A 20585-nucleotide genomic window follows, 5' to 3' on the forward strand; every position below is an offset into this window, starting at 1 on the left:
GACGAAGGTGTTGCCTCCGCGCACCCACACCGCACCGAAGCCGTCCAGTGCGCGCTCGAAGGCGGCGGGCCGACCCACGTACTGGCGCAGATCCAGCTCGGCGGGCCGGTACCCGAGCGCCCGCAGCGGACCGAACTCGCTGCGAAGCGAGGATTCGCGAGCGGCAGCAGGCCACGCGTCCGATGCGTTCGCGATGACCGCGAGATCGGACGGCGGCCCGGTCAGCTCGACGAAAGCGTCGGAGTGACCGCCGAATCGGTACGACGACAGGAACAGCTTCATGCCGTCGATTCGCCGTTCAACCGGGCCAACCCGACGCGAACGGCGTCCGCGACACGCTCGGGCTCACGCAGGCGGCGCGTCACGAACCCGGTAGCGAACCGCAGCCGGTCCCGATGCCAGCGGGGCACCACGTGCAGATGCAGGTGGAACACCGTCTGAAATGCGGCCTTGCCGTCGTTGATCACGAGATTGGCTCCGTCGGCGCGCAGGTCCGAGTGGCGCACGGCGCGCGCCAACGTATGCCCGACGCGAAACACGTCGGCGGCCGCGTCCGGATGGGTCGAGTTCAGATCGGTGGCGTGCTCGCGCGGGACGACGAGCAGGTGTCCGCGACTGACCGGCCGGATGTCGAGAAAGGCGACCGCGTGGTCGTTCTCGAACACACGGTGTGCGGGGGCGTCGCCGGCGACGATGGCACAGAAGATGCAAGATTCCACGGTTGTCACTGTAGGGTCCGATCATCACCGATAGACCCGTATGGCGTGCATCACAATTGCTCGTCCTGTAGCTGCGGAATGCCGAACGGACTCGATTCAGAACGAATCGGACTGTGTTCCGGGTTACCCGCGGTCTGTCTCCTCTGGCTACTATCAGGGACCTTGTGCCTTTGTCGCATGGGTTCGTCCACTCGTCGCACGTTCGGGGCCATTGGCCGATCAGTGGACACCATTCAACGCAGGAAGACGGAGATTTGGATACATCGCAGAGCACTGAGAAGGGTTCGGGATCCACGACTGTCGTCGGTGTGGTTCGGGAATCGGGGGAGGGCGAACGTCGCGTCGCCCTGGTGCCCAAGATCGTTGCCTCCCTGACGGGTAAGGGCGTCGCGATCGTCGTCGAATCGGGTGCCGGTCTCGGCGCTCTGATTCCCGACGAGCTGTACGTCGCCGCCGGCGCGACCATCGGTGATCCATGGTCGGCGGACGTCGTGGTCAAGGTCGCGCCGCCGTCCGACGCCGAGATCGCCAAGCTGACGTCGGGTTCGACGCTCATCGGATTTCTGGCACCGCGCAACGCGGAGAACAGCATCGGGGCGTTGAAGGCAGCCGGAGTGCAGGCCTTTGCCGTCGAAGCGATCCCGCGGATCTCGCGGGCGCAGGTGATGGACGCACTGTCCTCTCAGGCCAACGTCGCAGGCTACAAGGCCGTGTTGCTGGCCGCGTCCGAGTCCACCCGGTTCTTCCCGATGCTCACCACCGCCGCGGGCACCGTCAAGCCCGCTACCGTGCTGGTACTGGGCGTCGGCGTGGCAGGTCTGCAGGCGCTCGCCACCGCGAAGCGTCTCGGCGGCCGCCCCACCGGGTACGACGTGCGTCCGGAGGTGGCGGATCAGGTTCGCTCCGTCGGCGCGCAGTGGCTCGATCTCGGGATCGACGCCGCAGGCGAGGGCGGATACGCACGTGAGCTGACCGAAGACGAACGAGTGCAACAGCAGAAGGCTCTCGAAGAGGCCATCAAGGGATTCGACGTGGTCATCACCACCGCGTTGGTGCCCGGACGCCCCGCCCCGCGACTGGTCACGGCGGCAGCCGTCGAGGGCATGAAGCCCGGCAGTGTCGTGGTCGACCTCGCGGGTGAGACCGGCGGTAACTGTGAACTCACCGAGCCCGGCGAGACCGTCGTCAAGCACGACGTCACCATCTGCTCGCCGTTGAACCTGCCGGCCTCGATGCCCGAGCACGCCAGCGAGCTGTACTCGAAGAACATCTCGGCATTGCTCGAACTCATGTTGGTCGACGGCAAGCTCGCCCCCGATTTCTCGGACGAGGTTCTCGCCGGTGCCTGCGTGACACGTGAGAAGGAGAACTGATGTACACCCCGCTGCTCGCGAACATTGCGATCCTGGTGTTGTCCGGGTTCGTCGGCTTCGCGGTGATCTCCAAGGTGCCCAACACCTTGCACACCCCGTTGATGTCGGGAACCAATGCCATCCACGGCATCGTCGTGCTCGGTGCCCTGGTGGTGCTCGGCAAGGTCGAGGATCCGTCCATCGGCCTGCAGGTCATCCTGTTCGTCGCCCTCGTGTTCGGAACCGTCAATGTCATCGGTGGATTCGTGGTCACCGACCGCATGCTCGGCATGTTCAAGTCCAAGCCGGTCCCTGCCAAGGCCACGAAGGGTGCTGACTCCTGATGGACAATCTCGTCAACATTCTCTACATCGTCGCCTTCGGCATGTTCATCTACGGCCTGATGGGTCTGACCGGACCGAAGACGGCCGTGCGCGGCAATCAGATCGCCGCGATCGGCATGTTCCTCGCTGTCGTGGCCACGCTGATCTCCATCCGAGACACCGGCAACTGGATTCTGATCGTCGTCGGTCTGGTCGTCGGCGTTGCGCTCGGTATCCCGCCTGCTCGCCGGGTCAAGATGACCGCGATGCCACAGTTGGTGGCTCTGTTCAACGGCGTCGGCGGTGGAACGGTCGCGCTGATCGCCTGGGCCGAGTTCCTCGACACGTCGGGTTTCTCGAACTTCAAGCACGGTGAATCACCGACGGTCCACATCGTCATCGGGTCGCTGTTCGCGGCGATCATCGGGTCCATCTCGTTCTGGGGATCGCTGATCGCGTTTCTCAAGCTGCAGGAGACCCTGCCGGTTCGCCCATCACCATCGGCAAGTTGCAGCAGCCGCTCAACGCTCTGCTGCTGATCGGCGCTGTGGCAGCTTCAGTGGTCATCGGCATCAACGCCACTCCGGGCGGCGGGGTGTCGCAGTGGTGGATCGTTGCGGTTCTCGTACTCGCCGGAGTTCTCGGTCTGACGGTTGTGCTGCCCATCGGTGGCGCGGACATGCCGGTCGTCATTTCGTTGCTCAACGCTCTGACCGGTTTGTCCGCGGCGGCCGCAGGTCTGGCGCTCAACAACACCGCGATGATCGTTGCAGGCATGATCGTCGGAGCCTCGGGCACGATCCTGACCAACCTCATGGCCAAGGCGATGAACCGTTCCATTCCGGCAATCGTCGCCGGTGGATTCGGCGGCGGTGACGCTGCTGCAGGTCCCGCGGGTGCAGGTGGCGGAACTGCGAAGGCCACGTCCGCGGCCGACGCTGCCATCCAGATGGCCTACGCCAACCAGGTCATCGTCGTTCCCGGATACGGCCTCGCCGTTGCGCAGGCACAGCACGCGGTCAAGGACATGGCCAAGCTGCTCGAGTCGAAGGGCGTCGAGGTCAAGTACGCCATTCACCCCGTCGCCGGTCGCATGCCAGGGCACATGAACGTGCTCCTGGCAGAGGCCGACGTCGCGTACGACGCGATGAAGGAGATGGACGACATCAACGACGAGTTCGCCCGCACCGACGTCACGTTGGTCATCGGCGCGAACGACGTCACCAAGAAGTTCTCCATCGCGGCGTCCGCCGCCCGGTTGGGCGACGCGGTCGAGCGATTGACGGCCAAGGGCTGCGTTGTCGCCGTCGGTACGTGCCCCGATCTCGGTGTCGTGACGGCCATTCCGCAGCCACTGCGCACCGTCGTCCGAAATTGGGGTCGACGTCTTGCGCACGCGCAGACGGCCCGCACGCTGAGCGCAGGCGGGCATCCGGTGGCGCTGGCGGATCTGCTCTCCCCCCGAGTTTCTCGCGGCACCCGACACCATGTTCTCGGCGGACCGCTTCCATCCGTCGGCCGCTGGTTACGAGCTCGCGGCGCAGCAGATTCTGCCGGTGCTCGCATCGGCGCTGGGGGTGTGGCACGGCGGCCCGCTACCTGAGCTGCCGACCGTGTCCGCTGCCGCCGAATCACGCAAGGCCATTCCCCGCGCCACGGCCGCACTCGATCGTTTCCTGCGTCGCAGAACGGCAGAGCTCGATGCCGAGATCGTCACTGCGTCGGAGGATCTCGTACGTCGTGGCGGCGGCGGTCGGGCGGGGTTGTAAGTTCGGTCAGGAGACATCGCCTACTCGGCGGTAACAGAGCAGGTAAGCAGTATCGATTCGAAGGAGATCTCATGCCAGAGGCAGTCATCGTCGCCACCGCGCGCTCACCGATCGGCAGGGCGATGAAGGGGTCGCTCAAGGACATTCGTCCCGACGACCTCACCGCTCAGATGGTCGCCGCCGCGCTGGCCAAGGTGCCTTCGCTGGACCCGAATGACATCGACGACCTGCTCCTGGGCTGCGGTCTGCCCGGCGGCATGCAGGGCAACAACCTCGCTCGTATCGTCGCAGTGCAGCTCGGCTACGACTCGCTCCCCGGAACAACGATCACGCGCTACTGTTCGTCCTCGCTGCAGACCACCCGCATGGCGCTGCACGCGATCAAGGCAGGCGAAGGTGACGTGTTCATCTCCGCAGGCGTCGAGAGCGTGTCGAGCTTCGTCCACGGCAGCTCGGATTCGCTTCCGGAAAGCCACAACCCGATCTTCGCCGACGCCGAGGCCCGCACCAAGAAGGCACAGGAAGAGGGCGCGGACAGCTGGACCGACCCCCGCGAGAACGGCGAGCTGCCCGACGCGTACATCGCGATGGGCCAAACGGCCGAGAACGTCGCCCTCCTCACCGGCATCACCCGCGAGGACCAGGACCACTGGGGCGTCCGCAGCCAGAACCGCGCCGAAGAGGCGATCAACGCAGGCTTCTTCGAGCGGGAGATCACCCCGGTGACCCTGCCCGACGGCACCGTCGTCAACACCGACGACGGACCTCGCGCAGGCACCACCTACGAGAAGATCAGCCAGCTCAAGCCGGTCTTCCGTCCGAACGGCACCATCACCGCCGGTAACGCCTGCCCGCTCAACGACGGCGCAGCGGCGCTGGTCATCATGAGCGACACCAAGGCCAAGGAACTGGGTCTGACCCCGTTGGCCCGCATCGTCTCCACCGGCGTCACCGGCACGTCACCGGAGATCATGGGCCTCGGACCGATCGAGGCCACTCGCAAGGCGCTGAAGATCGCGGGCATGTCGATCTCCGACATCGACCTGTTCGAGATCAACGAGGCCTTCGCCGTGCAGGTCCTCGGATCGGCGCGCGACCTCGGCATCGAGGAGGACAAGCTCAACGTCTCCGGCGGTGCCATCGCGATCGGCCACCCGTTCGGTATGACCGGTGCACGCATCACCACCACGCTGCTGAACAACCTGACCACACAGGACAAGACGTTCGGCGTCGAGACCATGTGCGTCGGCGGCGGCATGGGTATGGCCATGGTGCTGGAACGTCTCAGCTGAGCCGAGGCATCACCACGAAAAAGCCCCGCCCTCTTCAAGGAGTGGCGGGGCTTTTTCGTGTGAGCACTAGTCGTTCTGGAAGTAGCTCAGCAGACGCAGGATCTCGATGTACAGCCACACCAGGGTGATGGTCAGGCCGAGGGCGACGCCCCAGGCTGCCTTCTCCGGTGCCTGTGCACGGATCAGCTGATCGGCCTGGTCGAAGTCGAGCAGGAAGCTGAAGGCGGCGATGCCGATGCAGACGAGGCTGAAGATGATGGCCAGGGGTCCGCCGTCACGCAGCCCCAGTCCACCATCCATGAAGAAACCGGCCACGAGGTTGCCGAGCATCAGGACGACGACACCGATGAGGGCACCGACGACCATGCGGGTCAGACGCGGGGTGACGCGGATCGCACCGGTCTTGTAGACGATCAGCATGCCGAAGAACACGCCGAACGTGCCGAGGACGGCCTGGGAGATGAGTGTCCCGGCTCCGACCCCCTGGATGGGGAAGGTGAACAGGAAGGACAGGGCTCCGAGGAAGATACCCTCCGCCGCCGCGTACGCGAGAACGATCGCCTTGTTGTCCATCTTGCGGCCGAACGTCGCGAACATGACCAGACCGAAGCCGACCAGTCCGCCACCGATGACGAACGGGATGGCCAGATCGTTGTTGTTCTGGACGAGGAGATACGAGATGATCGCCGTGACGCTCAGCACACCGAGGGTGATGCCGGTCTTGGTGACGACGTCGTCGATGGTCATGGCCCGCTGAGCGGGCTGCGTGGTGTACGGATCGGCCTGCGTTCCGGGATGCTGGCCGAAGGTTGCGGCCTGCGAGGCTCCAGCCGTCGCAGATCCGAATGTGGCGTAGCCGCCGCCCTGCTGCTTGGGCAGGTTGCGGAACACCGGGTTGCTGGAGGTGCGCACCGTGTCTCTTCCCTTCGTAAGTTCTGATCCCCACCGGGGATCTCCCCGTCGGTCATCAGTAGAACGTCTGACATCCGGACAAAAGTTCCCAGGAGGAGAACTTCTACGACGGACAAATCGGACTCTACCGGGTACGGCCTCGACACGCGGAGACGACGGCGTGTGTGACACCGAATCGAAACGGGCACTATGAGGAAATGGCAATCGAAGACGGACCGACCAGACCTTGGACCCCAGCGAGAGCGTCGACTCCGACGAGGTGCGCAACGATGACGGCGACACCGTGGTCGATCCTCCCGACCACTGGAGCGAGGCCAACAGCTTCGGCACCACGGCCCGCGAGGCCGCCGAGGGCGAGAGTCTGGACCTCAAGCTCAGCGAGGAAGAACCCGACGTCGCCGTCGAGGAGGATCTCGACCGACCGATCGCGGAGACGCCCGATGACGAACTGACCGAAGAACTGGTCGACCACGTGGTCGAGGAATCCGACGAGGATCCCGACATCGATTACGCGGAAGGTCAGCGTCAGGCCGAAATCGTCGAGGGCACTCTCGTCGAGGATCTCGGCCGCAACCGGGGACAGATCGACGGAACCCCCGAAGACGGCGGCCCGGTCACCTGATGCTCACCGTTACTCGCTCCGGCGTACCGAGCGAGCGACGGTGAACTTGCCGTTGCGCCCCATCAGGTCGGTGGGGCCAACGGCGTCGGCCAGTTCGCGTCGATAGTTCAGATGGGTGTTGAACACCGTCCACAGCTGCCCGCCGGGCCTCAGGACTCGGCCCGCCGCCGCGAACAACTTGCTCGCGCCGCCCGTGTGCACTGCGGCACCCTCGTGGAACGGCGGGTTGCACACCACGAGATCGACCGACTCGGACTCGACAGTGGACATCGCATCGTCGGCGAGCACCGATACTCGCGTCCCGTTGGCCTCGGCTGTGGCCGCCGCCGACGCGATCGCTGCGGCCGAGCGATCGGTGGCGATCACCTCGAGATCGGGCCTGGACCGGGCCAGCTCGGTAGCGAGAATCCCTGTGCCACAACCCAAGTCGACGGCAACACGGGCTCGCGGGAGCATCTTCGGAACGTACTCGAGCAGATAGCGCGTCCCGATGTCGAGACCGGCCCCCGCGAACACCGCGCCGTGCGCCACCACCGTCAAGTCCAGATCGGCAATCCGCTTGCTCACCGGATACGTCATGCCCGACGCCACCGCCCCACGTGCGGTGAGCACTCGGGCTTTCTGCCGCCCTCGGCCGGCCGTGACGGTCTCGAACGACTTTCGTAGGACGTCGTTCATTGCCGGGGTCATGTGCTTGTCTCGTCCGCCCGCGAGGACGACGACGTCCGCCGACGCGTGTGCGGCGATGTGCTCGGCGATCTCGGTCAGTTCGGCCAGAACGCGCGGCAATTGCATCAGCACCACCCCGACGCCGTCGAGCAGTTCGGCACCCAGTGCGTGCTGGGTGTAGGAGCCCGACATCGAGACCCGTGCCGCGTTCAGCTCGAGCGCTCGCACGCCGGTGACGGCGTCCTGATGCACGCGTATCGCGGAGAACCCGAGAGACGCGGCCCCGAGGGTCAGGGCTCCGTACCGGTCGCCGATCACCGCGATCGGCGTGGTCCTGTCGATTCCGGGAAGTTCGTCGACGGTATCGAGGACGAGGCGGTCCGCAGCGTCGACGGCATGGAGGTTGGGCGCCTCGGCGTCGGGCTCACGACGAAGGGCGTCGAACAGGGATTCATCGGGCACTCGAGCAGTATCCCACCCGGCGGAGCCAGACAGCCCGCGCGGCGAGTGGCTATTGCCGCGAATCAGGGGCATGCTCGGGGAATGGAACACCAAGACAAGAACGAGGCGCTCTTCAGCCATCCCGACGATGCGTCCACCGATGCACACGCCGAAACCTCCAAGCCTGCCGTCTACACCGCCCTGTTCAGCGGCGCGAACGAATAGCTGGAACAGCCCGTCACGACAGGTAGCGGAGGTACTCCAACGCCTTGGTCGCATGCACGTGACCGCGTTCGCTCTGCACCACCATCCGCACCACTCGGTTCCGATCGATCACGAATGTCGTCCGCTTCACGGACAGTAGCTGCCGCAGGTACCCACGGTTGGCCGCATGCGCCCGCCCGCGTTCGAGCTCACGAAGCCGACGCCGCCGGGTGAACCACCCGCCTCGTCGCACTCCGAACTGCTCTGCCACCGCACCGTCGGAGTCGGACAGCAACGGGTAGTCGAAGGACCTCTGCAGCGCGAAATGCTGGTTGCGGTCTCGGGTGTCGGTACTGATGCCCACCCGTTGTGCGCCGAACCTCTCGAATTCCGTGCCCAAGTCCCTGAAGTGACACGCTTCGGCCGTGCAGATGGGGCTGTTGGCCGCCGGGTAGAAGAACAGTACGACCGGACCCGACGCGGTCAGGTCGGCGAGCGCACGAAGTTCGCCGGAATGGTCCGGCAACTCGAAGTCCGGGGCGGTCTTTCCGATGCGCATGGGCCCGAGGTTACCGCTCAGCCCTCCACGAGGGCGGCAGTCAGGCGTTGTCGGAGATCCCGATCGATGCCCAGGTAGTTCAAATATCCCTCGAACGAGCCGTGGGTCGACTTCATGACGTCCAGTCCGTGCTCCAGGTAGGACGCGCGGACCCCCAACATCGCGTCGGTGGGTAGGCCGTCCGCCTCCGCGGCTCCCGCCCACGTGCGGCGCACGTGAGCGAGCAGTGGGGCCACCGCGTCGTTGCTTCTCAGGTAATCCGCGACGATGTCGTCCTCGTCGACCCCCGCGGCCCGCAGGACCGTCGACACGGTCCACCCTGCTCGGTCCTTACCCGCCGCGCAGTGGACCAGAACCCCACCGCGTCGTTCGGCGAGGGCGTCGACCACTCGTTTGATGGCATACGACGCCCCGTCGAGTGTCGGATAGGAGCATACGCCCGCAGCATGTAGTCCACTTGGCTCTGCTCGTCGCTGATCGGAGCTTCGTGGGGGGGCGCGCTCGCCCCGCACGGTGTCGAACGGCACCGAGATCGATCGGACCCCCTCGGGAACTCGGTCGGCGCCACTTCGGCCAATCTCCGGCTCACCGCGAAAGTCGAACACCGTACGAATGCGAGGTCCGCGACGGTGCGCTGACCGTGCTCGGTCAGCGCACTCAATTCCGATGCGCGATAGAACGATCCGGCCCGAACCGTGGCCCCGTCCGTGGTGCGCGCGCCGCCGAGATCGCGGAAGTTCCAGGCCCCGTCTAGGGCGAACTGATCGTGTACCGGGGCGTCGGGCATGGGTTCGACCCTATCGAAGGTGATGCTACGAGCGCGGTACCAGCCACCGACGTAGCCGGGCGGTGACGAACGGCATCACCACGTAGACCATCAGCGGCGTGCACATCATCACCACCAGTGCGGTACGCAGAGCCACGTTCAGGTCCGTCAGGTGTGGCGTCACAACGATGTTGACGAGCAGACTGACGGCATAGAAGGCAACGCCGATAGAGATCGCCTGCTTCCACCGCGGCGGCGGGCCACCGATCACTCGAACCGCGTCGGTGAGGTTGGACTGCGGTTCGAACCATCCCTCCACACCGGAAAGTCGATGTGTCGCAACGTCGTCGGCGATGGGACGGCCGGTGCTGAGCCACGCGCGTCGGGCATCCGAGCGCAGCCAGCCGTCGAGGTTGTCATGTGTCTCGAATCGATACAGCACGTGATAATCGCTGGAATTACCGGAACTGCGCAGCCAACCGCCACCGAGAAATCCCGGAAAGGTTCGGACGAGATCCATCCCGCGATCGGTCCACTCCACGAAGTCGGCCTCGTATCCCTGACGAACGCGTCGTGCGACCGAGGTCGTGACGTGATCGAGCGTGTCGGTCGTGGTCATGCGGTACCCCTCCTGCGCGTGTTCGTCGCGGATCGATGTGTTCTACACAGAGTGCGGCAATATGGACCTACATTCAAATCGTGAGCCGAATCGAAGATCGATGGCTCAATTTCTCGAAGGATGTGACAATTCGTCTACACAGACTCTTCTCGAGCGACCTGGAGTGGACGGATGGCACAGCACCGACCCGAGTACCGGCTCGACGACGTGGACCGACGCATCGTCACCGAACTCAGCCGTGACGGCCGAATGTCCATGCGCGCCCTGGCCGAGGCCACCCATATCTCGCGGGCGCACGCGTACGTGCGCGTCGACCGTCTCGTCGACGAAGGAGTCATCGAGGGATTCACCGCACGCATCGCCTACGAGAAAGCGGGGTTCGGCGCGTCGGCGTATGTGGCACTGTCCATTCGGCAGGATTCCTGGCGCGCCGTCGCCGACGACCTGAGCACCTTCCCGTTCGTCGAACACGTCAGCCTCATGGGCGGCGACTTCGACGCACTCGTTCTGGTGCGAGCTCCGGACACCTCGGCACTACGCCATCTGGTGCTCGACAAGCTGCAGGGACTCGACGGGATACTGTCGACGCGAACCTGGCTGATCTTCGACGAGGCGATCGGCCCCGGCGCGCAGTGGACCGCAGAGACAACGAACGGGAGCAATCCATGACCACGTCCGAGCGAGAACGGAACTCCGCCGACGTCATCGTGATCGGCGGCGGAATCGGGGGTGTCTCGCTCGGTTACGAACTCGCGAGCGACCGACGCGTCGCACTGCTCGAGCGCGAATCGACCCTGGCCTTCCACACCACCGGACGTTCGGCCGCCCTGTTCCTGGAAACCTACGGCAACAGCACCATTCGGGCACTGACGACGGCCAGCCGGGCATTTCTGGTCGACCCGCCGGAGCACTTCCGATCCGAGCTGCTCGCCCCGCGACCGCTGCTGCAGTTCGCGGCAACCGGGCGAGGTGACGCGCTCGAGGCAACGTACGCGGACGTCAGCCGACTGACACCCGACGCCCGATTGGTCTCCCCGACCGACGCGCGTACGCTCTTCCCGCCGCTACGTCCCGAACTGATCGATTGTGCACTGTACGAACCACATTCGATGGAGGTCGACGTTCACGCACTGCATCAGGGCTTCGTGCGGGGGCTGCGCGATCGAGGTGGACGAGTCCACACCGGGGCAGGCGTGACACAACTGAGACGCGTCGACGGACTGTGGCACGTGCACACCACGGACGGGTCGGTCCACACCGCTCCTCTCGTCGTCGACGCAGCAGGCGCATGGGCGGACGTCGTCGGCGAGATGGCGGGTGCCGATCCGATCGGACTCGTCCCGATGCGTCGGTCGGTGTTCATGGTCGCCGCGCCCGATGATCTGGACACCGCGAATCTGGCGACGTTGAGCGACATGGACGAGAAGTTCTACATCAAACCAGATGGCGCACAGTTGTTGTGCTCACCGGCTGACGAGACGCCCACCGAGCCCAGTGACGCGCGTCCCGACGAATTGGAGATCGCGCGCGCGTTCGACGACATCGCCGAGGCGACCACGCTGACGGGCCGGCATTTGCGGTCGTCCTGGGCGGGTCTGCGCAGTTTCGTTCCCGATCGCACCCCGGTCGTGGGCTTCGATCGGAAGGTCGAAGGTTTCTTCTGGTGCGCCGGTCAGGGTGGATACGGAATCCAGACCTGTGCGGCACTGGCCCGAGTCGGCGCGACAATCGTTCGCGGAGAACCACTTCCACAGGACGTGGCCGCCCGCGGACTCGACGAAGCGGACCTGTCGCCAGGCCGATTCTGGTGAGAGGCGCTCCGCGCCACGTGCACGAAAGCTCGACCTGGGCTACGAAGTTCCACTCACATCGACAAGCTCAGCCGGCCACGACGCGTCGTAGATCACGCACCGTGGTTCGGTAGATGTCCAGTAGATCGGCGTCCTGCCCACCGTCGACTCGCTCGGCCCAGTCGTCGAAGGCGATGCGCATGACCATCCCGGCCCCCTCGACCAGAAGTCTCGCGTAGGAACGCGGCTCGTGGCCACCGAGCCTCTCGGCTACCGCATCGGTGACGCGGCACAACGTCATCGCGTCGTGGGCGAAGGCCGCGGAACGCAGGTGCGCGTCGGCGCCGATCAGCCGTCGGGTACGCCGGAGGCGATCTCGCACCTCGTCCGGCGCGGAAGAAAGTCGTTCGACGGATCGCTCGTAGAGTGCTTCGATACCGGTGATGGTGATGTTCTTCGGTGCCGTGGACGCCAGCCAGGCGTTCAGGTCGACATCCAGGTCCGAGTCGTTTCCGAGGACGGACTCCTCCTTCGACGCGAAGCTGCGGAAGAACGTGCTGGGCGACACCCCGGCCCGACGCGCGATCTCGTCGACCGTCGTCGCGGCGCACCCTTGCTTCTCGAACAGGTCGAGCGCGGCGCGGGTGATCTCGAGTTGGGTGTCTCGGCGACGTCGCTCTCGCAGATCGGGCGCTCGTTCGGTCATCCTCGTCACTCCTTCGTATTCTCGCTGTCAACTTACCAGTAGTATTCAAGTTGACAGTCACTGTCATGATGATTCAAGCTATCTGAGCGGGCCGAAAGTCCGCACTTCGAACCCATAATCGAAAGCTTCCGATGACCTCACCTGAAACCGACCACATGTCCGAGCCCACGTCGGGCGACGAACTCGCGCCGGGCAGCAAACTACTGATCGGCTTTCTCGTCATCGCGGCGTTCGTCATGATCCTCAACGAGACGATCATGAGCGTGGCACTACCGACCCTGATGGTCGACCTCGACATCACGGCGACGACGGCGCAGTGGCTCACCACCGGATTCCTGCTGACCATGGCCGTGGTCATCCCCATCACCGGATTCCTGTTCCAGCGATTCACGTTGCGTCAGGTGTTCATGGCAGCGATGACGCTGTTCACCGTCGGCACACTGCTCGCGGCCTCGGCCCCGGGATTCGAACTGCTCCTGCTCGGACGCATCACCCAGGCCAGCGGCACGGCAATCATGTTGCCGCTGCTCATGACCACGGTGCTCACCGTCGTCCCGGCCCACAAGCGCGGCGCGATGATGGGCGTGATCTCCATCGTCATCGCCGTGGCACCCGCTGTCGGTCCGACGATCTCGGGCATCATTCTCAACTCGCTGGACTGGCGCTGGATGTTCTGGCTCGTCCTGCCGATCGCCCTCCTCGCGTTCGCGATCGGGACCACTCTCGTGAAGAACGTGCCCCAGACCGGGCGACCGTCGTTCGATCCGCCGTCGGTCGTGTTGTCCGCGTTGGCGTTCGGCGGGATCGTCTACGGCCTGAGCAGCCTCGGACACTCGGCCGAGGATTCCGTGGTGCCGGTTTGGCTGCCGCTGGTGGTCGGTGCGATCTCCCTCGTCGTGTTCGTTCTCCGGCAGATCTCGCGCCAAGATCGCGGCGGCGCACTGCTGGACATGCGTCCGTTCCGCACCCCCACCTTCAGCATCGGCCTCGGTATGATCGCGATCTCGATGATGGCACTGTTCGGCGCTCTGATCCTGCTGCCGATGTATCTGCAGAACGTCCGCGGACTCGACACTCTCGACACCGGCCTGATGCTGCTCCCCGGCGGACTGCTGATGGGTCTGCTCGCGCCGTTCGTCGGACGCATCTTCGACCGAATCGGTCCGCGCCCGTTGGTCATTCCGGGCGCGATGGTGGTGAGCGCCGCACTGTGGTCGATGACCGTGCTGGACGCGCAATCTGCGCTCCCGCTCGTGATCGGTATCCACATGCTGCTCTCGGCGGGTCTCGCTCTCATCATGACGCCGCTGATGACATCGTCGCTGGGATCGCTTCCGACACAGCTGTACTCACACGGAAGCGCCATCTTCAACACTGTTCAGCAGTTGGCCGGTGCTGCGGGTACCGCCCTGTTCGTCACCGTCATGTCGAACACCGCAGCAGCCCGAATCTCCGACGGCGCAACCCAGGTCGGCGGTTCGGAGGCCGGTATCCACACCGCGTTCCTCTACGGCGGCGCAGTATCTCTGGTGGCCGTCGCTGCGTCGTTCTTCATCCGCGCCCCGGCACGCAAGGATCTCGACGAGGTCGCTCCCGTACAGCCGGTGCACTGAGTCAACCGAATTCGACCATCTCCGCAGCCGCAGAAACGATCTCGTCTTCCGACAGGAGGACGAGATCGGCTGCGGCGCCCAGCGGAACGAACGAATTCTTGCTCGCCACTCGGCGGATCGTACCCGCGTAGCCACCCTCGATCAGGGCCGTCACGACGCCTTCTCCCACTCCCCCGTCGTGGCGGGTCTCGTCCGCGATCAACACTCGATCGAAGCCTTCGAGCCGGCGCAGAAGGTCGTCGACCGGCAGCGGAACGATCCAGCGCAGATCGACGATCGTCACGCCGATGCCGCGCTCACGCAACCTCGACGCGGCGCGCCTGCTCATCACCACCCCGTTACCGAAGGTGACGATGGCCAGATCCTCACCGTCCGAATGGGTTGCGATGGTCGCGAACTCGGCCGACGCGTCGTCGACGCACCGCAACGCCCCGTCGCCGTCGTCCAGATCGACGCGGTGGTACAGCGCAATCGGCTCCAGAAAGACGCATACCCGTCCCTCCTCCACGGCCAGCGCCACGCACGTCCGCAGCAGCGCGGCGGCCTCGGCAGCGGAACTCGGAACGGCAACGACGATGCCCGGAATATCGCGCAGAACCGCAACCGCGTTGTCGTTGTGGAAGTGCCCTCCGAAACCACGCTGATACGCCAGACCGGCGATGCGCACGACCATCCCGTTGGTGAACTGCGCATCGGAGAAGAACTTGAGCGACGCGGCCTCACCGCGCAGCTGATCCTCGGCGTTGTGCAGGTACGCCAGATACTGGACCTCGGGTATCGGAACGAATCCTGCGAGCGCGGTACCGAGGGCGGTGCCGAGCACCGTCTGCTCGTCGAGCAGGGTATCGAAAACCCTTGCTGCGCCGAACTTCTTGCGCAAACCTTTCGTGACGCCGTAGACGCCGCCCTTGACAGCCACGTCCTCGCCGAACACGAGGACATCCGGTCGCGCCGCCATGATGTCGGCAAGCGTCGTGTTGATCATGGCGGCGAGCGTCAGACGCGGCCCGCCCTGTGTCGGTCGCAGGCTCTGCTCGGTGGCGGCCACGGCAATCGGTCGCCGTTCGGTGAGCGGAGCCATCACCGCGTCCGCGGTGACCAGGCGAGACGATGCCCCGGACCGGAGTGACTCGACCATCGCCTCGGCCTCGGTCATCACGGTCTCGCGTACTGCCTCGTAGCGACCTTCGACGTCGGCTGCCGAGAGCACACCGGCCCCGATCAGCGCACGTGCGCAGGCCAGCAACGGATCTCGTGCGTAGTCGCCGACGATGTCTGCGTTGGTGCGGTACGCGAGCTCGGCGTCGGATCCGGCGTGGCCCATCAACCGCACTGTCTCGAGGTGCAACATCACCGGCCGACGCCCCGACCGCACTGCGGCGACAGCGGCGTCCACGGTACTCATCAGCGCGACCGGGTCTGTCCCGTCGGCTCGGACGTACTCGATCGACGGAAATCGGCTGAGCGACTGCGCGATCCAGCCCCGCGGCGACCGGGTACTGATTCCGATGCCGTTGTCCTCGCAGACGAGAAGGATCGGCATCGGAATCGACTGGTGGGCACAGTACGCAGCCGAATTGAGCGCACCGACCGTCGTCGAATGATTGGCCGAGGCATCGCCGAAGCTGCACACCACGATGGCGTCCTCGGGCCACGGCGTTCGATGACGCAGCGCCTTCGCGCGACCGAGAGCGAACGCCAGTCCGACCGCGCGCGGAACCTGCGAGCCGATGGTGGAGGTCTGTGGCACGATGCCCAGATCCGGGTGCCCGAACACCTTGTGGCGTCCGCCCGAGATGGGGTCGCGGGTGGAGGCGACCAACCCGGCCAGCACGTCGTGGATCGGGTTTGAACCCGAATGCTGTTGTGCACGTGCGGCATAGAAACCGCCCGAGCGGTAGTGCAGCAGGGCCGGGTCGGTGACCGTCGTCGCGGCACCGACGGCTGCATTTGCTTCGTGCCCGGACGATCCGATGGTGTAGTACCCGAAGCCCTCGGACTGCAACCAGCGGGCTGCGAAGTCCAGGTGCCGGCTCGCGAGCTGCGCATCGAAGTACCGCAGCAGACGATCCGGATCGGCGAGCTCCGGCCCGCCCGTCGAGGCGACCCTGATCCGGTCCAGGAAATGCGCGTCGATCGCGTTCGCCACGCTCGCCCCTCTTCGTCTCACGGTACGAGCTGGGAAGTCAGCCCAGCGCGATCATATCCACCGGAGAGCTCAACAACCGGCCGACGAGCGCGAGAAACTGCGATCCTTGCTGACCGTCGACGAGGCGATGGTCGAACGAGAGCGACAGTGTCGTCGCCGACCGTAGTGCGATCTCGCCCTCGTGTTCCCACGGCATGCGGCGAATGGAGCCGAAACAGAGGATGGCGGCCTCGCCGGGGTTGAGGATCGGCGTACCGGCGTCGACTCCGAACACTCCGACGTTGGTGATGGTGATCGTGCCGTCGGCGAGATCGGCCGGACTGCTCTTGCCTTCCTTGGCCGTCCGCGTCAGATCCGAGAGCGCGCGGGCGATGTCCACCAGAGACTTCTCGTGTGCGTCCTTGATGTTCGGCACCATCAGTCCGCGCGGAGTCGCGGCGGCGATACCGAGATTGACGTAGTGCTTGGTCACGATCTCCTGAGTCGTCTCGTCCCAGGAGGAGTTGAGCGACGGATTCGATTTCAGCGCAACGAGAACCGCCTTGGCGACCAGAGCCAGCGGGGTCAGCCGCACGTCTGCGAAGTGGGTCGAGGACCGCAGGGAGTCCAGCAGTATGAGGGTGTCGGTGACGTCGACGGTCACGAACTCGGTGACGTGCGGAGCGGTGAATGCACTGCGCACCATCGCATCCGCCGTGTGCTTGCGCACCCCCTTGATCGGTGTGCGCTCTTCGCGACCGACCCGTAGCGGGGCCTGCTCCCCTGCAGTGTCGGCTCCGTGCAGATACGACTCGACATCCTCGCGGGTGACGTCGCCGCGAGTTCCGGTCGGGGGAACCTCGGCCAGATCGACAGCGTTGTCCTTGGCGATCTTTCGCACCGTCGGTGCCGCCAGCGGTTTTCCGTTCTGCGCGTTCGATGTCGGAGCGACCGGCGTGCTCCCCCGGCCGCCGCGTCGACTCGATCCTTCCTTCGCCACGCCGTAGCCGACGAGAACCGGGACGCGTTCCTCGCTGTCCTCCACCGGACTCGCGTCGTCCACATCGGTGCCGGCGACGACGACTTCGGGGTCCTCGGTGTCTCCATCGACTCGGATGTCGATGATCGGGACCCCGACCTCGACGGTGTCACCTTCCGACACATGAAGGGCAGCAACGACGCCCGCGAACGGTGAGGGAAGTTCGACGGCGGCCTTGGCCGTCTCGACCTCGGCGATGTTCTGATTCAGCTCGATAGTGTCACCGACGGCGACGAGCCAGGTCAGCAGATCGGCTTCGGTGAGTCCTTCCCCGAGGTCGGGCAATGGAAAGCTCTTGATGGTGGGCATCGTCGAATCCTGTTCGGTACGTATCGGCGGCGGTCGGTGAACGCGAGGTCAGTGCGAGCGGCAGCGGTCGACTGCGTCGAGAATCCGGTCGACGTCGGGGAGATAGAACTTCTCCAGCTTCGACGCCGGGTACGGAGTACCGAAGCCGCCGACGCGCAGCACCGGCGCTTCGAGGTTGTAGAAGCAGCGTTCGGAGATTCGAGCGGCGATCTCGGAGCCGAGGCCCATGAACACGGGGGCCTCGTGCGTGACGACCAGCCGTCCGGTCTTGCGTACCGAGGCCTCGATGGTTTCGAAGTCGATCGGCGAGAGAGAGCGCAGGTCGATGACCTCGATCGAGATTCCCTCGTGGGCAGCGACTTCGGCGGCCTTGCGGGCGGTGGCAACGAGCGGACCGTAGGCGATGAGGGTGATGTCGGTGCCCTCGGTGACCACCCGCGCCCGATGCAGCGGGTAGGACGCGTCGAGATCGCGCGACTCCAGATCGATCGGGCTCTTCTCCCAGTACCGGCGCTTCGGTTCGAAGAACAGCACCGGGTCGTCGCTGGCGACGGCTTGCTGAATCATCGAGTAGCCGTCGGCGGCATTGCTGCAGGTGACGACACGAAGGCCTGCGGTCTGCGCGAAGTAGCCCTCGGGAGACTCCGAATGATGCTCGACGGCACCGATTCCGCCACCGTAGGGCACGCGAATCGTCATCGGAATCTTCACATTGCCGCTGGTACGGTAGTGCAGTTTGGCGACCTGCGAGACGATCTGGTCGAACGCCGGGTAGATGAAGCCGTCGAACTGGATCTCGCACACCGGGCGGAATCCCCGCATCGCGAGTCCGACTGCGGTGCCGATGATGCCCGATTCGGCCAGCGGCATGTCGAGTACACGACCGGGGCCGAAGTCCTTCTGCAGGCCGTCGGTGATGCGGAAGACGCCGCCGAGTTTGCCGATGTCCTCGCCCATCAGCAGAACTTTCGGGTCGTTCTCCATCGCTCGTCGCAGACCTGCATTGATGGCCTTGCCCAACGGAAGACTGGTGGGCCGTTCCAGGGTGGTCATGACATGGCTCCTTCGAATCCGGCTTGGTACGAGGCGAACTGGGCCCGCTCGTCATCCAGAAGGGGGTGTGGATCGGCATAGACGTTGTCGAACACCGACATCGCTTCCGGTTCGATTGTCTCCAGGCACCCGCGACGAAGCTCGGCGGCGACGTCGTCGGCCGTCCGCTTCACCGAGGCGGCGAACGTATCGTCGAACACGCCGATTCGCCTGAGCAGCTTCTCGATTCGATCGATCGGATCCTTGGCGCGCCATTCGTCGTCGGTGGCACCCGAGCGGTATCGCGTCGGATCGTCGGACGTGGTGTGCGGGCCCATGCGGTAGGTGACGGCCTCGATGAGCGTCGGGCCGCTGCCTTCACGCGCCCGCGCCAGTGCTGCCCTGGTCACAGCCAGGACGGCGAGGACGTCGTTTCCGTCGACGCGGACCGACGGAATTCCGTATCCCTCACCGCGGGCGGCGATCGTCGCCTTCGTCTGCACCGTCACCGGTTCGGAGATGGCCCACTGGTTGTTCTGGCAGAAGAAGACCACCGGTGCGTGGAAACTCGCGGCGAAGCCGAGTGCCTCGGAAATGTCGCCCTGGCTGGTGGCACCGTCGCCGAAGTAGGTGATGGCCGCGCCCTCGGCTCCCTCGAGTTGCATGCCGATGGCGTACCCGGTTGCGTGCAGGCCCTGCGACCCGACGATGATCGCCGGCGTCGTCATGCGGTATTCGTACGGGTCCCAGCCGGAGAGGGTCGATCCGCGCCAGAAGCGCAGCATCCGGGTGGGGTCGACGCCCCGGCAGTAGGCGACCCCGTGCTCGCGGTAGCTGGCGAACACGAAGTCCTCGGTGTCGAGCGCGCGAGCCGAACCGACCTGCGCCGCTTCCTGCCCGAGCAACGGTGCCCACAACCCCAGTTCGCCCTGTCGCTGGAGCGCGGTCGCCTCGGTGTCGATGCGCCGGACGACCACGAGATCGCGGTACATCTCCATCATCGCGGCCGTGTCGATGTCGGCGACGAGAGGCGAGTAGGTCTCGTTGCGGACCACCGTTCCAGATTCTTTGATCAGCTGTACCAGCGAGGTGGTGTTCATGTTCGTGGCACTCTCCGTCGTGGTGTGATGTCTTTCACAAGCACACCACCGACATCCACCCTGCACAAGTGATGACTTCACAACTGCGCAGTGTGCACAATATTGGGTAAAGACTGAGCTACAGGAAGTGCGCAATGACCGATCTGGACAAGACCGACGCCCGACTCCTTCTCGCCCTGTGTGCCAAACCACGAGCCACCGGCGTCGAACTCGCCACCACCTTGGGCCTGTCCCGCAACACCGTGCAGGCGCGCCTCGGTCGATGGGACGACAAGGGATCGCTCACGCCGATCGATCACCGCATCCCGCCGAAGTCTCTGGGGCGGCCACTACAGGCATTCGTCACCGCACAGGTCAATCAACACACGCTCGCCGCAGTGACCCAACACCTTCGCACCATCCCGGAAGTGCTCGAAGTGTTCGGGCTGTCCGGAGCAGCGGACATGCACATCCGCATCGCGGCCGTCGACGCCGACGACCTCTATCGCATCGCGGGTCTCATTCTCGATATCCCCGGAGTCGAGCGCACCAACATGTCCATCGCGATGAGCGAGTTGATCCAGTACCGCACCAAGCCGTTGCTCGAGCAACTCGCCGAGGACGGTCGTCGCTGAGCAGCCC

18 protein-coding genes and 5 pseudogenes are annotated in these 20585 nt (G+C 65.2%); 11 read left to right on the plus strand and 12 right to left on the minus strand.

The window, feature by feature from the left end; genetic code table 11:
• Nucleotides 1-282, minus strand: a pseudogene (locus RHBS_RS06130) (peptidase); the annotation flags it as partial.
• On the minus strand, nucleotides 279-719 hold the full coding sequence (locus RHBS_RS06135) for an HIT family protein (RefSeq protein ID WP_128645156.1): 441 nt from the start codon (nucleotides 717-719) through the stop codon (nucleotides 279-281). The pseudogene RHBS_RS06130 and the gene RHBS_RS06135, both read right to left, overlap by 4 nt.
• A 254-nt stretch (nucleotides 720-973) precedes the next feature.
• Here RHBS_RS06135 and RHBS_RS06140 point away from each other — a divergent pair, with 254 nt between their 5' ends.
• The 5 genes and pseudogenes from RHBS_RS06140 to RHBS_RS06155 all read left to right on the plus strand — a co-directional run bounded on the left by RHBS_RS06140 (nucleotide 974) and on the right by RHBS_RS06155 (nucleotide 5455).
• Nucleotides 974-2092 carry a Re/Si-specific NAD(P)(+) transhydrogenase subunit alpha gene (locus RHBS_RS06140; RefSeq protein ID WP_128645158.1) on the plus strand — a complete coding sequence of 373 codons (1119 nt, stop codon included), beginning with the start codon at nucleotides 974-976 and terminating at the stop codon, nucleotides 2090-2092.
• Nucleotides 2092-2415: an NAD(P) transhydrogenase subunit alpha gene (locus tag RHBS_RS06145; protein WP_068048360.1), complete on the plus strand. Its 324-nt coding sequence runs from the start codon at nucleotides 2092-2094 to the stop codon at nucleotides 2413-2415. The genes RHBS_RS06140 and RHBS_RS06145 overlap by 1 nt, the downstream gene beginning before the upstream one ends.
• Nucleotides 2415-3619, plus strand: a pseudogene (locus RHBS_RS06150) (NAD(P)(+) transhydrogenase (Re/Si-specific) subunit beta); the annotation flags it as partial. The gene RHBS_RS06145 and the pseudogene RHBS_RS06150, both read left to right, overlap by 1 nt.
• Nucleotides 3593-4163: pseudogene (locus tag RHBS_RS28795) on the plus strand (GDSL-type esterase/lipase family protein); the annotation flags it as partial. The pseudogenes RHBS_RS06150 and RHBS_RS28795, both read left to right, overlap by 27 nt.
• Before the next feature lie 71 nt (nucleotides 4164-4234).
• On the plus strand, nucleotides 4235-5455 hold the full coding sequence (locus RHBS_RS06155) for an acetyl-CoA C-acetyltransferase (RefSeq protein WP_128645160.1): 1221 nt from the start codon (nucleotides 4235-4237) through the stop codon (nucleotides 5453-5455).
• Nucleotides 5456-5521: 66 nt separating this feature from the next.
• Here RHBS_RS06155 and RHBS_RS06160 read toward each other — a convergent pair whose 3' ends face one another.
• Entirely contained in the window at nucleotides 5522-6367 is an 846-nt protein-coding gene (locus RHBS_RS06160; RefSeq protein ID WP_128645162.1) for a Bax inhibitor-1/YccA family protein, read from the minus strand.
• Nucleotides 6368-6564: 197 nt separating this feature from the next.
• Between RHBS_RS06160 and RHBS_RS06165 the strand changes: the two are divergent.
• Nucleotides 6565-6989: pseudogene (locus tag RHBS_RS06165) on the plus strand (hypothetical protein).
• A gap of 9 nt (nucleotides 6990-6998) precedes the next feature.
• Here the strand turns inward: RHBS_RS06165 and RHBS_RS06170 are convergent.
• Nucleotides 6999-8120 carry a methyltransferase gene (locus RHBS_RS06170; protein WP_128645166.1) on the minus strand — a complete coding sequence of 374 codons (1122 nt, stop codon included), beginning with the start codon at nucleotides 8118-8120 and terminating at the stop codon, nucleotides 6999-7001.
• An 81-nt stretch (nucleotides 8121-8201) separates the two neighbouring features.
• Here RHBS_RS06170 and RHBS_RS31450 point away from each other — a divergent pair, with 81 nt between their 5' ends.
• Nucleotides 8202-8324 (plus strand): hypothetical protein, encoded by a 123-nt coding sequence (locus tag RHBS_RS31450; RefSeq protein WP_259467969.1) that lies wholly within the window; start codon nucleotides 8202-8204, stop codon nucleotides 8322-8324.
• Nucleotides 8325-8337: 13 nt separating this feature from the next.
• Here the strand turns inward: RHBS_RS31450 and RHBS_RS06175 are convergent, their stop codons facing one another.
• The 3 genes and pseudogenes from RHBS_RS06175 to RHBS_RS06190 form a co-directional block, all read right to left on the minus strand.
• Nucleotides 8338-8862, minus strand: a complete 525-nt coding sequence (locus RHBS_RS06175) for a peroxiredoxin (protein WP_121870494.1) — start codon at nucleotides 8860-8862, stop codon at nucleotides 8338-8340.
• Between the two features lie 17 nt (nucleotides 8863-8879).
• Nucleotides 8880-9649: pseudogene (locus RHBS_RS30265) on the minus strand (tyrosine-protein phosphatase).
• A gap of 25 nt (nucleotides 9650-9674) precedes the next feature.
• Nucleotides 9675-10247, minus strand: a complete 573-nt coding sequence (locus tag RHBS_RS06190) for an antibiotic biosynthesis monooxygenase (RefSeq protein WP_121870496.1) — start codon at nucleotides 10245-10247, stop codon at nucleotides 9675-9677.
• Nucleotides 10248-10418: 171 nt separating this feature from the next.
• Here RHBS_RS06190 and RHBS_RS06195 point away from each other — a divergent pair, with 171 nt between their 5' ends.
• Nucleotides 10419-10916 carry an Lrp/AsnC family transcriptional regulator gene (locus RHBS_RS06195; protein ID WP_094686552.1) on the plus strand — a complete coding sequence of 166 codons (498 nt, stop codon included), beginning with the start codon at nucleotides 10419-10421 and terminating at the stop codon, nucleotides 10914-10916.
• Complete coding sequence (locus RHBS_RS06200; RefSeq protein ID WP_121870498.1) at nucleotides 10913-12058, plus strand: FAD-binding oxidoreductase; 1146 nt, start codon at nucleotides 10913-10915, stop codon at nucleotides 12056-12058. Before RHBS_RS06195 ends, RHBS_RS06200 begins: the two co-directional genes overlap by 4 nt.
• Before the next feature lie 67 nt (nucleotides 12059-12125).
• On the opposite strand, the gene RHBS_RS06205 is transcribed toward RHBS_RS06200, so the two are convergent.
• Nucleotides 12126-12743: a TetR/AcrR family transcriptional regulator gene (locus RHBS_RS06205; protein ID WP_128645171.1), complete on the minus strand. Its 618-nt coding sequence runs from the start codon at nucleotides 12741-12743 to the stop codon at nucleotides 12126-12128.
• A gap of 131 nt (nucleotides 12744-12874) precedes the next feature.
• On the opposite strand from RHBS_RS06205, the gene RHBS_RS06210 reads away from it, so the two are divergent.
• Nucleotides 12875-14356, plus strand: a complete 1482-nt coding sequence (locus RHBS_RS06210; RefSeq protein WP_128645172.1) for an MDR family MFS transporter — start codon at nucleotides 12875-12877, stop codon at nucleotides 14354-14356.
• Between the two features lies 1 nt (nucleotide 14357).
• On the opposite strand, the gene RHBS_RS06215 is transcribed toward RHBS_RS06210, so the two are convergent.
• The 4 genes from RHBS_RS06215 to pdhA are packed head-to-tail and all read right to left on the minus strand — an operon-like array spanning nucleotide 14358 to nucleotide 19964.
• On the minus strand, nucleotides 14358-16505 hold the full coding sequence (locus tag RHBS_RS06215) for a thiamine pyrophosphate-dependent enzyme (protein WP_128645173.1): 2148 nt from the start codon (nucleotides 16503-16505) through the stop codon (nucleotides 14358-14360).
• Between the two features lie 37 nt (nucleotides 16506-16542).
• Nucleotides 16543-17832, minus strand: a complete 1290-nt coding sequence (locus tag RHBS_RS06220) for a dihydrolipoamide acetyltransferase family protein (protein WP_121870502.1) — start codon at nucleotides 17830-17832, stop codon at nucleotides 16543-16545.
• A gap of 48 nt (nucleotides 17833-17880) precedes the next feature.
• On the minus strand, nucleotides 17881-18885 hold the full coding sequence (locus RHBS_RS06225) for an alpha-ketoacid dehydrogenase subunit beta (RefSeq protein WP_121870503.1): 1005 nt from the start codon (nucleotides 18883-18885) through the stop codon (nucleotides 17881-17883).
• Nucleotides 18882-19964 carry a pyruvate dehydrogenase (acetyl-transferring) E1 component subunit alpha gene (gene pdhA / locus RHBS_RS06230; RefSeq protein ID WP_128645174.1) on the minus strand — a complete coding sequence of 361 codons (1083 nt, stop codon included), beginning with the start codon at nucleotides 19962-19964 and terminating at the stop codon, nucleotides 18882-18884. Before pdhA ends, RHBS_RS06225 begins: the two co-directional genes overlap by 4 nt.
• A 134-nt stretch (nucleotides 19965-20098) precedes the next feature.
• Between pdhA and RHBS_RS06235 the strand changes: the two genes are divergently transcribed.
• Nucleotides 20099-20578, plus strand: a complete 480-nt coding sequence (locus tag RHBS_RS06235; RefSeq protein ID WP_032397602.1) for an Lrp/AsnC family transcriptional regulator — start codon at nucleotides 20099-20101, stop codon at nucleotides 20576-20578.
• Nucleotides 20579-20585 lie beyond the last annotated feature (7 nt).

The sequence above is a fragment of the Rhodococcus sp. BS-15 genome, assembly GCF_000813105.1.
In the GTDB taxonomy this organism is placed as follows: domain Bacteria; phylum Actinomycetota; class Actinomycetes; order Mycobacteriales; family Mycobacteriaceae; genus Rhodococcoides.